The sequence below is a fragment of the Leeuwenhoekiella aequorea genome (assembly GCF_004104375.1).
GTDB classification, from domain to species: domain Bacteria; phylum Bacteroidota; class Bacteroidia; order Flavobacteriales; family Flavobacteriaceae; genus Leeuwenhoekiella; species Leeuwenhoekiella aequorea.
The window spans coordinates 347,475-360,341 of record NZ_QOVM01000002.1; the positions used below are offsets into that span (position 1 = coordinate 347,475).

Here is a 12,867-nt window from a genome sequence, read left to right on the forward strand (position 1 = left end):
TCTTAATTCTTAACGTTATCAAATAAATTGTATTGCCATATTTAAAAAGCAAATATAGCTAATGACGAGTAAACAGTAATCGTGCCAATTCTCATAACACTTGAATCTTAAATTGCAAAATCATCAAAAAAAAACGTAGATTTATTATAAAATATACATATGAAAAAGAATTATTTTTATATCAACGGTCATTTTGATTCGCTATTGTTTCTATGTATAGCGTTTTTAGTATTTTTTACAAGTTCTGTCAAATCACAAGAATCTGATAATTTTATTGAGTATAAAGGACTCGTAATTTCAAAAGGTTCTAACAATCCTCTGCCGTTTGTAAACCTTGTCGTAGAAGGAACAAATATTGCTACAGTAACAAACTCTGAAGGTAATTTTTCTTTAAAAATTGATGAAGCATTACCTAATGCAAAGGTCACATTTACATACCCCGGTTATCAGAAATTGATAATTATAATGACTGATTTAAACGATAAGCATTCAGTAATTAGTCTTTCTCCACAAACATATGAACTTGATGAAATTAATATTAGCAGACCTAAAAATGCGCTTTATTTAGTTCAGCAAGTATTTGATAATATTGATAAAAATTATGCTGACCAGGATAATTTTATGACCGCATTTTATAGAGAAACCATTAATAAACGCAATCGAAGTGCTTCCTTGGCAGAGGCTGTAGTAACCATTCAGAAGAAACCTTATGCCAGTTATGAAACAGATTTACTCTCTATATACAAAGCTCGTAAAAGCACAAATTATGATCGTCTTGATACAGTTGCAATAAAGTTACAAGGTGGTCCACTAAATGCTTTGTATGCAGATCTCGTAAAATATCCCAAATATTTCATTACACCGCTATCTCTATCTAATTATGACTTTTCGTTTGGAGAACCATTAATTAATGATGGTTCGATGGTTTATGTAGTGAACTTCAAGCAAAAAAGTTCGATTAACGAACCTTTATACTACGGAAAATTATTTATTGACGCTCAGTCTAATGCTTTAACAAATGCTATCTATAATTTAAATGTAGAAAATCGTAATGCAGCTGCTGCTTTATTCGTTAAGAAAAAACCAAATCGCGTAAAAGTTTATCCTACCGAAATTAGCTACCGTATAGATTATCGCAATAAAGACGGCAAGTGGTATTACAGTTATAGTAACGTTCAGCTTGAGTTTGTAGTAAACTGGAAACGCAAACTATTTAATAGCAAATATAGAATTAGCAGTGAAATGCTTATTACAGATTGGGAAACCGAATTAATGACTGATGGAATAGATAGAAGATCAAAGTTTAAGCAAAATGCTGTTTTAGCTGATGAAGTCTCCGGATTTGCCGATCCTGAGTTTTGGGGAGCTTATAACGTCATTGAACCTGAAAAATCAATTCAACAAGCCATCGACAAAATTCAAAAGCAAATTAAAAGAGATTAACAGCTCGTTATCAAATTACGTATTTGCACGTGTTTTGAAATTACTGAAGACAGATCGTCTACATTGTATGGTTTTGTGACAATATCATTCATACCACTGTGCTGTGCTGCTTTTTTGATAAAGGTGGCTTCAGCAGCAGTAAGAGCTATAATAGGTATTAATTTATCAAATATTCTAATGGCTTGGGTAGTCTCATAGCCATTCATTCCCGGCATATTAATATCCATTAAAATAAAATCAAAATAGTGTTTTTTGGCGCGTTCTAAGGCTTCTTCTCCATTCTGAGCCTCAAAAGTTATGACACCAAGATTTTCTAAAACCCGTTTTGTAACCAGCCTATTAATCTTATTATCATCTACAATAAGACAACGTAAACCTTTAAGGTTAGAAATACCTAAAGAACTAGGTTTAGTCGTACGCTCTTGTTGAGAATTAGGATTTAAATCTTTTTCAAAGTTAATATCAAATAAAAAGGTAGATCCTTTACCCACACTACTTTTTAAGGTGATTTGAGAATCCATCTTCTGTAATAATTTCTTTACAATAGGCAGTCCCAAACCAGTACCTTTAGATTCAGATACTGCTTCTGTTTTTTGTAATTCTTCCAACTGACTGAACTCATCAAAAATACTTTCTTGAAGTTCTCTTGGAATTCCTATTCCATCATCCTGAACTTCAAAATAGATTTTAAATTTATTTTCCTCTAACTCTTCTCCTCGCATTCTAAGAACAATTTTACCCTTAGGAGTAAATTTAATAGCATTTCCTAAAATATTTAGTAAGACTTGACTAACGCGACGCGCATCTCCTATTACAAACTCGGGAACCGAAGAATCAATCTCGCAAACTAGTGTGCACTCAGAGCTCTTCAAACTATTTTGATCAAAGCTAGAAACCAGATCTTCAGCTAATAACTGAATATTAAATCTCTTATTAATCAAGCTAAAAGACTCATCTTCTAGTTTTGATAAATCCAATAAATCATTAATGATATCTAATAAATGATCGGCACTAAACTTTAAGGAACCTATTTCTTCTTTAAAAGCATCAAATTCTGATCTTTTTTCAAGTAAAGAGATTATACCTGTTACTCCATAAAGTGGTGTGCGCATTTCGTGACTTAATGTAGAGAAGAACTTTGATTTTGCTCGTTCACTTTTTTCAGCCAGATTTTTTGCTTTTAATAAATTCTTGTTGTTTCTCTTGAGATTATTGATTAAACCCAATCTCAGTTTTTCACTATAGAATAAATAAGCAAGAAAAAGACTTAATAAAGCCAAGATAGAGCCTAGCAAAATAAATTGAATCTTTTTGCGCCTTAAATCTTGATCCAATAGCTGTTGCTGCATTTCAGCTTCATTACGCTGGCGCCTTAATTCTTCTGTTTCAGCACGTGCAAGAGCTAATTTTACAGTTTCTTTCTCTAATGTTTTTTCTCGTATTTTATAATGCTTTAAATACTGCTGCTGAACATTAAAAGCTTTATCACTATAATTATTTTCATTTAAATAAGCAGCGTAACGCTCATAAAACTCTAATGCAAGCGGAGTCATATTATCACGCTCAATGAGTTTAAAAGCCTCTGCATAGTATTCTAGTGCTTTAGCTTTTATATCTAGCGCTTTGTAATAATCGCCCCAACTTATATTTAAATAAATTAATGGATCATTGTGATAATTAAATGAGTGATCATAACTTTCCGTCGCTTTTTTAAGATACGGATACATCATTACAAAATTCTCTTCTTTACCGTATAATTCGGCTATATTAAGAGCTGCATCTAAGAAAACTCCGCTATTCAATTCTTGTTGAATTTCTAAAGAATTTTTATAATACTCTAAAGCTTGTTTTCTAGTATTAGGATTTGTAGAAAGGCTGGCAGCAAGATTATTATACCCCCAAGAGATCAATGTATCATTTTTAGATAACTTTGCAAATTCTAAAGCAGATTTTGCATATGCTAAGGATGGTACGGTATCATTAATTTCATGATATATTACACTGAGCATATTATAGCCGTGAAATGTATAATCATATTCATTTAAGCGTTTTGATTCTATAATTAAATCAGATAAACGCTCAATGGCAACATCATATTTCTTTTCGTCTCGATATTTATAAATAGCATCAAGATCTTGTTGTAACGAATTTTCTTGAAAAATTGGATAAAGGCCTTCTGAAGAAGAATAAACGTTAGAAAACACAGCGAAAATGTTACCTACAAGCAAATATATGCTTACACAAAGGGATAGATAATTGATTTTCACTTTATGACAAGGGGTTTTTGAGAGGACAATATTACATAAATAATCGATTAAATGCTAAAGTTAAGTTCTTAAATATCAATATTAAAGAATTTTATTAAGCTCAAACAGCCTCAAATAAAGAGATGTATTAAATAAATTTAATTTTATACGTAAGATTTTTCTTATAAATAAATTCGTGGTATTACCCAATGTTATAAAATGCTAATTAAAGTATCTTTGCAGATTTATACGAATATGAATATAATTATAAGCCCTACCTATTTTCCAGATATACTATCATTTGCTGCAATGGTACAAGCAGACACTATCATGCTTGAAGTTTCAGAAAACTATCAAAAACAAAGTTATAGGAGCAGAATGTATATTGCTACCTCAAACGGCAGGTTACTTCTTAATATTCCTATATTACATTCAAAAAAGAAGGAGCGTAAGAAAATAGAGGATACTTATATTGAGAATAGTTTTTTGTGGCAACGACAACACTGGAGATCTTTAGTAATTGCTTATAGAACATCTCCTTTTTTTGAATTTTATGAAGATGATATTTATCCTCTTTTTCATAAAGAATACAATTCTCTTCTTGAATTTAATATAGATTCGATCAAATACCTTCAAGAGCTATTAGATATAGATCTTACAATAAGTTACACCTCAAGTTATGAAGATAATTACGCAGATAAAATAGATCTACGCTATTTTGCAGATGGCAAAAGGAAAAATAAAACGGAAATTGCCCCCTATAGACAAGTGTTTGAAGAAAAAAATGGTTTTATTCCCTATCTCTCCGTTTTAGATTTACTGTTTAATCACGGTCCTGAAGCAATTACTTACCTACAGAACGTAGATTTGAAGCTGTAGCAACTACTTTGTGCTCACTATAGCCATTATAGGAAAGTGATCTGAGTAGCCTACATCAAAATTTTCAAAAGCCTTAACGTCATAGCTTTCATCGGGTAGAATAAAATCGATGCGTAATGGAATTATGTCAAATATAAATGTTCGTCCAAAACCGCTCCCCTTTTCTTCAAAAGCATCTCTTCGGGAACCTCGAATTTTATTATAGGTATAAGAAAAAGCAGTATTATTAAAATCCCCAGCAACTATCGTTTTATAAGGGCTATTTTTCTGATGTTCTAAAAATATATTGGTTTGTTCTTGTTGTTTTTTAAAAGCTCTTCCCAATCTACCTACAAGAGATTTAGTATCTTCTTTTTCAAGTGCATTAAGCTCTGGAGTAAGCGTAAGCGTTTGCATATGCATATTGTAAATACGAATGGTATCCTGAGCTTTTACGATATCAACAAAAATACCATTGTTAAATGTCGCTTTAAAATCTAGAGAGCCCTGGTTAATTATAGGATACTTCGAGTAAATTGCCTGTCCAAAATTACGCGCAACCGTCTCATTACCTAAATAGGAATATTTATAGTTCTTGAAATTAGGCGAATTGTGTTTTGAAAACTCCTGAAATGTTAATATATCAGGTGCATTCGTGTTTATCAATTCGAGAACTCCCTCGCGTATTTGCTCCTTATCAAATTTATCACTTGTAAAAACGTGAACGTTATAGCTGAAAATACTTAAATCTTCTGATGCTTGTTCAACGTTTTGAACAGGGATTCCTGAGCTAAAATTATATAATGTTGTACCAATAAATAGCCACAACACTAAAATTAAACCGGATAGCAAGAACTGTTTTTTAAAAAGCAGTAGCCAGTAAATAACAAATATGACATTTGTGGCTAACAGCGCTGGTATTATAAGAGTAAGTACGGATATAGGTGGAAAAACTTTAGGTGGAAAATAGGGCAAGGTGTAACCTATTAATAATGCTATTGCAAAAAGACTGTTTAAAAAAAAAACAACCTTATTCCAGAGTCCGAGATTCTTCATTAATTATCTTTTCCGGCTTTAAATAAAAAATCTTTATCCTCTTTTGAAAGGCTATCATAACCACTCTTGCTTATTTTATCTAAAATAGTATCCACACGTATTTGCTTTTCAGACTTTGATAAAGAATTAGATCCAGATCTATTAACTGAATTACTTGTTTGTTTATTGCGGTATACGGTTTTCATTTTAGCTTTTTTCTCACTTCTAGGGCGTGGCTTTAAAAGAGCTACTACCTTATCTGCTAAACGCTCCCACCAGATACCGATATCATTTCCTTTTTGAAGTTGTTGTGCATATACAAATCCAAAAATCGCCCCGCCCACGTGCGCCAGTAATCCGCCTGCATTATCAGATGAAGGAATTTGTATAAGATCTGTGAGAATTACAAAAACACCGATGTGCCATAACTTCACATTGAAAAATATAACGCGTACCTCAGTATTAGGAGTATATGTGGCTATAAAGATCATTATAGCTCTCACAGCTGCACTTGCACCTATCAAGTAAGCTGTTGATTCAATAAGAACCGGAAATAAATTATAAGAAACCACAAAAAAGACACCTCCGGCTAATGCACCTAAGAGGTATATAGTTAGAAAACGTTTTTCAGTAAAAAGATTCAAAACTATCTGACCAAACCAATACAGGATTAACATATTCCAGAAAATATGCCAGAATCCTCCGTGAAGAAATGCATAAGTAAGCAGTGACCAAGGCTGAATTAATAATCTTCCTAAATGTGTAGGAAGACTTAACCATTGTGTTATAATATTTCCTGAATTTAAAATCCATTCAAGAAGCATAAAACCTATCCAGATTAATACATTAACCACGATAAGTTTTACAACAATAGAAGCCGTTTTAAATTGGTAACTCAAGTTTGTTCCAGACATAGCTAATACCAGCGTTTATCATTAAAACTGTTCTTTTTCCAATACCACATCATTATGAACCCAAATAAGGCCCCACCAATGTGAGCGAAATTGGCAATATTCTGACCGAAAAGAGAAAAGCCGGTCACACCAGAAAATAAATCAATAAGAATTAAAACCGGAATAAAGAACTTCGCTTTGATAGGAATAGGCAAAAATATTAAGAAAAGCTCTGCATTAGGAAACAACATCCCAAAGGCTACAAGAACACCATAAATGGCTCCTGACGCTCCTACCGCTGAAGTTGAAAAAGCTTCAATCATTCCTCTAATTTTATCTGCTTCACCAATATCAGGGTACGAGTATTGTCCCGTCTGTTGGATGCTCGTAAACGCTTTTTCTAATATTTGAGAAATGTCGGTCGGACTAATACCAGCATCAATAAGTGCCGTATAGCCTACCTGATAATGATAATATCCTACTAATGTATGAATCAATGCCGCTCCTAAACCAGCTGAAAAGTAAAAGAAAATGAACTTATTTTTCCCTAACATCTGCTCAACCGGTCCACCAAAGGCATACAGCGCATACATGTTAAAAAGTATATGAAAAATACTGCTTTGATCGTGCATAAACATATGCGTAAGTGGCTGCCAATATTCAAAATTTGGATTTGCTGGAAACCACAATGCAAAAAGATCTAAAGCCTGAGGAAACAAAAATTTTGTCCCTAAGAAAAAGATTACGTTTATAATTAAGAGAACCTTTACAGTTTCGGTGATTTTGCCCATCTAATAAGATTTGGAATTTAGAAACGTAATAAAACGTTTTTAATTATGCGTTAAATTTACGATCGAGTTCATCGACTGTAAGTGTAATAAATGTTTTTTTATAAAATGGGGATAAAGTAGGTTCGGTACAAGCAAATAACTTATTTACTAAGTGCTCCCGTGACAAATCATCCAATTTTTCTCCAGTTTTTACAGCCATACTTTTGGCCATACTTTTTGCAAGAACATCTGTCTGACTAAATCCGGCATTTGGTACTTCTTGCTCAACATCACTTAATAATTGCTCCAGTACAATTGATACTTCACTTTCTTGAATACTAGCAGGTATACCAGAAACTTCTAAAATACCATCTTCAGGAAAGTCAAGTACAAAACCAGTATTTTCAAGTGATTCTTTCAACGAACTAAAAAGTGCTAATTCAGAACTAGAATAATCTAATCTAAGTGGAAACAGCAGTTGCTGACTTACAGATTCCTTAACGGTAATATTCCGAAGAAATTCTTCATAAAGTACCCGTTGATGTGCTCTGTTTTGGTCTATTACAAGCATACCACTTTTAATGGCACTTACTACGTATTTATTATGAATTTGATACGTATTGGCTGCATCTCTGTCTGTCTGTTTGTTTTCAGTAAAGCCTTTGCTTTCATGTTCTACAAAAAGAGATTCTCCTTCTGGCTCATCTTCAATTTGCAAAGAGCTAAAAGATGACTCTGTAGTACGTCTGTCAAGTCCCTCATACATAGTTTCCCAACCAGCACTACTTTTCTTTTCATAGGTAGCAACATGGGAAGATCTGCCATTGCTGGTAACAGTTTCAAAAGGATTAAAATTACGATCTACCTCTACGCGTGGTACCTCTACCGCTTTATCCTTATAGGAATAGGGTGTATCCATATTAGACTCTCTGTTAAAGTCTAAAATTGGAGCAATATTAAATTGACCTAGACTATGCTTTACTGCAGCACGCAGTAAATTATAAATCGCGTGCTCATCTTCAAATTTCACCTCTGTTTTAGTAGGGTGAATATTAATATCTATAGTCTTAGGATCTACTTTAAGGTAGATAAAATAACTAGCTCTTGAACGATCTGGTAACAAACCATCAAAAGCTGCATTAACCGAATGATTTAAGTAAGGATGCTTTATAAATCGATCATTGACAAAAAAGAACTGTTCTCCTTTTGTTTTCTTTGAAAATTCAGGCTTAATAATAAAACCATCAATTTCTACGATTTCTGTTTCTTCAACAACAGGAACCAATTTCTCATTGGTTTTTGCGCCAAATATTGAAACAATACGCTGCCTTTTATTTGCTCGCTGAAGGTTGAATAGTTCGTTATCATTGTGGTACATAACAAACCCAATACCCTCGTGTGCTAACGCTACACGCTGAAATTCGTCAATAACGTGACGCAGTTCAACATTATCAGATTTTAGAAAATTACGCCTAGCCGGAATATTATAAAATAAATTTTTCACAGCTATAGAAGTTCCTTTAATAGTAGCACAAACCTCTTGCTCTTTAATGGTACTACCTTCAATTTCTATGCGAGTACCTACTTCCTCATTTTCTGTTTTTGTTTTTAACTCTACGTGAGCAACTGCTGCGATGGAAGCAAGAGCTTCTCCCCTGAAACCTTTTGTACAAAGCGCAAAAAGATCGTCTGCAGATTTTATTTTTGATGTTGCATGGCGTTCAAAACTAAGCCGAGCATCTGTAGTGCTCATACCCCTACCATCGTCGATTACCTGAACAAGCGTTCTACCTGCGTCTTTTACTAATATCTTGATCTGAGAAGCACCAGCGTCAATTGCATTTTCTAAAAGCTCTTTAACTACAGATGCAGGTCGTTGAACAACCTCGCCCGCAGCAATTTGATTGGCTACGTGATCTGGTAGAAGCTTTATAATATCAGACATAGATTAAAATTGGGTAAAGATGCTTAGATCAAAATCTATAATAAAGAGAAACAACAAAACTAAAATTGCTAAAATAAACAGTGTAGTTCTATTAGCTCTTTTGTCATTATTATACCTAAAGTCATCCCAAGCAGTAGTGAATTTACCTTTTAGACCTTTTGTCTCTAAAGTAGCTTTACGGTATTTATCAAATTTTGATTCGAGCTTAAATGGTGTCGAACTACCCTCGTAATATCGAGGGCTATAACCATATTTTTTATTCTTGCGTGCTTTTAAAATTCCCATAATTTCTAAAATTCAAATTTACAATAAATGATGTAAAGGCCGCAATAAGCCACAAGCTAATTAGATCAAAAAGCATTCCACATCAAGTTATTTAAGATCAATCAAAAAACCTTAAGCTATACCTATTGAATCGCTAAATGTTGAAAACTGAAAATTTAGAAATTACAGGGTGCTAGAATTTAGCATCCTTGCGCAATTGAGCCATCTTAATAGCAGCGACTGCGGCTTCTACTCCTTTGTTACCGTGCTGTCCTCCACTACGATCTATAGCTTGTTGCATGGTATTATCTGTAAGCACACAGAATATAACCGGGATATCACTTTGCACATTAAGATCCTTGATTCCTTGAGTTACTCCATCACAAACAAAGTCAAAATGTTTTGTCTGCCCTTGAATAACACTACCTACAGCTATAACAGCATCAAGCATATCATAGCTTTGTTGCATTTTTTTACAACCATAGATAAGTTCAAAACTACCAGGAACATCCCAACGAACGATATTTTCTTTAAGAACACCACAGTCAATAAAAGTGTCAAATGCACCTTGAAAAAGACCTTGTGTTATATCATGATTCCATTCTGAAACAACAATCCCAAACCGAAAATTTTTCGCGTTTGGGATTGAAGATTTATCATAAACAGACAAGTCTGTTGTTGCCATATATATTATTTTTTTATTCTGCCTTTGCCATTCCTAAATAAAGTGGAACTTCTTGAGCTGCAGCAGATGCACTATAATCTTCTTGAATTCTTGTTAAATACTTTACTGCATCATCATTTTTCCCTAAAGAAATTGCTACAGTAGCAGCTTTTAATAGAAAACGTGGAGTTGTAAAGTCATTCGCTTTTGCATCAGCAGCTTTAACATAAAAAGAAAGAGCTTCTTCTGGCTGATCTAATTGCATAAATGCATCACCAATAGAACCTTTAGCCAAAGGGCCTAACATCATATCATCACTATCAAAATCTTCTAATTCATCTATAGCTTCTTGATATTTATTAGTATTTAAATATGCCATACCTGCATAATAATGCGCAAGGTTCCCAGCTTTTGTACCAGAATAGTTATCTATAATATCTAAGAAACCATATTTACCTTCACCTCCATTAAGAGAAAGATTAAAAAGAGAATCTTTTGCAACGTTCCCTGCAACAGCCTCATTAAAATAAGTTTGCGCCTGATACATTTCATTAGAAGCTTCTAATTCTTTAGGCTCTTGTATAAACTTCTTATAACCTAAATAACCTAATACAGCAATAACAACTATTGCAATACCTATAAAAATAGGTTTTTGATTTTTTTCAACCCAGGCTTCGGTACGAGATGCTCCCTCATCTAACGATGAGAATACTTCAGCTGTTGTGCTTTCTTCTTGCACAACTTCCTCTACTTCTTCTTTGGTCTTAGGTTTGTAACCCCTTTTTTGATATGTGGCCATTCTTAAACTTTTGTTGGGCGCAAAAATAAAATTTTTATTCAATATTAACAGACTATTGTTTTGTTATTTTTCAATAATTTGCATATGAAAACACATTAATTCAACTACTTGTTTTTGAGTGTTTTAATGTATAAAAATCCGTTTTAACTCTATGATTCTAAAAGCACTTTCGCTTATTAACTATAAAAATTTTGAAACTGCATCATTTATACTTGATAAAAAAATTAACTGTTTTGTAGGTAATAATGGTGTAGGGAAAACTAATGTCCTTGACGCAATTTATCATTTATCATTTGGTAAAAGTTACTTTAATCCCATAACCGTTCAAAACATCAACCACGATGCAGATTTTTTTGTCATCGATGGGAGTTATGAGAAACAAGACCGGGAAGAAAAAGTTATAATAAGTGCAAAGCGTGGCCAGAAAAAAGTGATTAAACGAAACGGAAAAGTTTATGAACGCTTTTCTGATCATATAGGCTTTTTACCACTAGTGATAATATCACCAGCAGACAGAGATTTAATCATTGAAGGTAGCGAGACGCGTCGTAAATTTATGGATGGTGTAATCGCCCAGAGTGACCGCCAATATTTAGACACACTTATTAAATACAATAAAACTGTTGCCCAGCGCAATGCCCTCCTTAAGTACTTTAATGCAAATCATACGTTTAATAAAGAAACTTTAAGTATTTATAACGCGCAAATGAATAGCTTAGGGCAAATTCTTTTTGAAAAACGCAACGCATTTGTTGATGCATTTACACCCGTTTTTAAAGCACGATATGAATCTATAAGTGGCGCAAAAGAAACAGTTAAACTTAAATATAAAAGTCAATTACACGACAATACGCTTGATAAACTTCTTGAAGAAAACCTATCTAAAGATAGAGCCTTAAACTATACAAGTGTGGGTACACATAGAGATGATTTAAGTTTTAAAATTGAAGGACATCCTATAAAAAAATTTGGTAGCCAGGGACAGCAAAAATCATATCTTATAGCTTTAAAGTTAGCTCAATTTGATTTTATAAAATCTCAAAGTAATACTACCCCTCTCTTATTATTAGACGATATTTTTGATAAATTAGACGAAAATCGCGTGACACAAATAATAGATCTGGTAAATGATGATAATTTTGGTCAGCTGTTTATAAGTGACACCCACGCAGATCGAACTGAAGCTATAATTAAAGAGATTCATCAAACCTATAAATTATTTAAACTTTGAAAAAAATCATTATACCTTTTCTATTAGTTATATTGTATAGCTGCGCCGAAAATAATCCGCAGGAACAACTTAAAGATTTAAATGGTTATTGGGAAATCAAGCAAGTCGAAAATCCCAACGGAAAAAAAACCGATTTTAAGTTTAGCGAGCAGGTAGATTATATTGAAATTGAAGATAGTTTAGGATTTAGAACTAAGGTTTTACCTCGTATTGATGGTACATTTGTTACCACAGATTCGAAGGAAACCATTACCATTCTAATTAAAAATGATTCCTTGTATTTACGATACAAAACGCCTTTTGATTCCTGGACAGAGACCGTTTTGAAAGCTGATAGTGAAGAATTACAACTTAAAAATGAGCGTGGACTGATTTACACGTATCATAAATTTGAAAAAATAGATATTACAAACTAATGGCAAAAAGAGATGCAGATCCTAAATCACTCCGTGATGTGCTAGGATCATTTGTAGAAAAAAATAAATTACAAACCGGTATTGATAAGGTGAATGTTGCAGATGCCTGGAGAGATATTATGGGGCCTGCCATTAATAAATATACTACTCAAATAAAACTTGATAAAGATAAATTATTTGTCCAGTTGAGTTCTTCGGTTTTACGGGAAGAATTGGGTTACGGTAAAGAAAAAATTGTACGTAATCTTAATGAAGAACTAGGTAAAGAAGTAATTAAAACTATTGTTCTTAGATAAAGGTAAA

Annotated in this window: 13 protein-coding genes; 5 read left to right on the forward strand and 8 right to left on the reverse strand. The window is 33.1% G+C overall.

Features of this window, described 5'->3' with window-relative positions; genetic code table 11:
- The first annotated feature begins 159 nt into the window (after positions 1–159).
- Positions 160–1,443: a carboxypeptidase-like regulatory domain-containing protein gene (locus DSM00_RS05560; protein ID WP_128757036.1), complete on the forward strand. Its 1,284-nt coding sequence runs from the start codon at positions 160–162 to the stop codon at positions 1,441–1,443.
- Here the strand turns inward: DSM00_RS05560 and DSM00_RS05565 are convergent.
- Positions 1,440–3,647, reverse strand: a complete 2,208-nt coding sequence (locus DSM00_RS05565; RefSeq protein ID WP_128757037.1) for a response regulator — start codon at positions 3,645–3,647, stop codon at positions 1,440–1,442. The genes DSM00_RS05560 and DSM00_RS05565 overlap by 4 nt on opposite strands.
- 297 nt (positions 3,648–3,944) lie before the next feature.
- Here DSM00_RS05565 and DSM00_RS05570 point away from each other — a divergent pair, with 297 nt between their 5' ends.
- The gene (locus DSM00_RS05570; protein WP_128757038.1) at positions 3,945–4,568 is read left to right on the forward strand and encodes a WbqC family protein; all 624 of its coding nucleotides are present in this window, start codon (positions 3,945–3,947) and stop codon (positions 4,566–4,568) included.
- A 3-nt stretch (positions 4,569–4,571) separates the two neighbouring features.
- On the opposite strand, the gene DSM00_RS05575 is transcribed toward DSM00_RS05570, so the two are convergent.
- The 7 genes from DSM00_RS05575 to DSM00_RS05605 form a co-directional block, all read right to left on the reverse strand.
- Positions 4,572–5,603, reverse strand: a complete 1,032-nt coding sequence (locus DSM00_RS05575) for an endonuclease/exonuclease/phosphatase family protein (protein WP_128757039.1) — start codon at positions 5,601–5,603, stop codon at positions 4,572–4,574.
- Complete coding sequence (locus DSM00_RS05580; protein ID WP_128757040.1) at positions 5,603–6,496, reverse strand: rhomboid family protein; 894 nt, start codon at positions 6,494–6,496, stop codon at positions 5,603–5,605. The genes DSM00_RS05575 and DSM00_RS05580 overlap by 1 nt, the downstream gene beginning before the upstream one ends.
- 2 nt (positions 6,497–6,498) lie before the next feature.
- Entirely contained in the window at positions 6,499–7,266 is a 768-nt protein-coding gene (locus tag DSM00_RS05585) for a rhomboid family intramembrane serine protease (RefSeq protein ID WP_128757041.1), read from the reverse strand.
- A gap of 43 nt (positions 7,267–7,309) precedes the next feature.
- On the reverse strand, positions 7,310–9,190 hold the full coding sequence (mutL, locus tag DSM00_RS05590; protein ID WP_128757042.1) for a DNA mismatch repair endonuclease MutL: 1,881 nt from the start codon (positions 9,188–9,190) through the stop codon (positions 7,310–7,312).
- 3 nt (positions 9,191–9,193) lie between these two features.
- A complete protein-coding gene (locus DSM00_RS05595) occupies positions 9,194–9,475 on the reverse strand; it encodes a riboflavin synthase subunit beta (protein WP_128757043.1) in 282 nt (93 codons plus the stop codon).
- A 172-nt stretch (positions 9,476–9,647) separates the two neighbouring features.
- On the reverse strand, positions 9,648–10,139 hold the full coding sequence (ribH, locus tag DSM00_RS05600; RefSeq protein WP_128757044.1) for a 6,7-dimethyl-8-ribityllumazine synthase: 492 nt from the start codon (positions 10,137–10,139) through the stop codon (positions 9,648–9,650).
- A 13-nt stretch (positions 10,140–10,152) separates the two neighbouring features.
- Positions 10,153–10,917 carry a tetratricopeptide repeat protein gene (locus tag DSM00_RS05605; RefSeq protein ID WP_128757045.1) on the reverse strand — a complete coding sequence of 255 codons (765 nt, stop codon included), beginning with the start codon at positions 10,915–10,917 and terminating at the stop codon, positions 10,153–10,155.
- 151 nt (positions 10,918–11,068) lie between these two features.
- Here DSM00_RS05605 and recF point away from each other — a divergent pair, with 151 nt between their 5' ends.
- The 3 genes from recF to DSM00_RS05620 are packed head-to-tail and all read left to right on the forward strand — an operon-like array spanning position 11,069 to position 12,860.
- Positions 11,069–12,148: a DNA replication/repair protein RecF gene (gene recF, locus DSM00_RS05610; protein WP_128757046.1), complete on the forward strand. Its 1,080-nt coding sequence runs from the start codon at positions 11,069–11,071 to the stop codon at positions 12,146–12,148.
- Entirely contained in the window at positions 12,145–12,564 is a 420-nt protein-coding gene (locus DSM00_RS05615) for a lipocalin family protein (protein WP_128757047.1), read from the forward strand. The genes recF and DSM00_RS05615 overlap by 4 nt, the downstream gene beginning before the upstream one ends.
- Positions 12,564–12,860, forward strand: coding sequence for a DUF721 domain-containing protein (locus DSM00_RS05620; protein WP_128757048.1), 297 nt, complete (start codon positions 12,564–12,566; stop codon positions 12,858–12,860). The genes DSM00_RS05615 and DSM00_RS05620 overlap by 1 nt, the downstream gene beginning before the upstream one ends.
- Positions 12,861–12,867 lie beyond the last annotated feature (7 nt).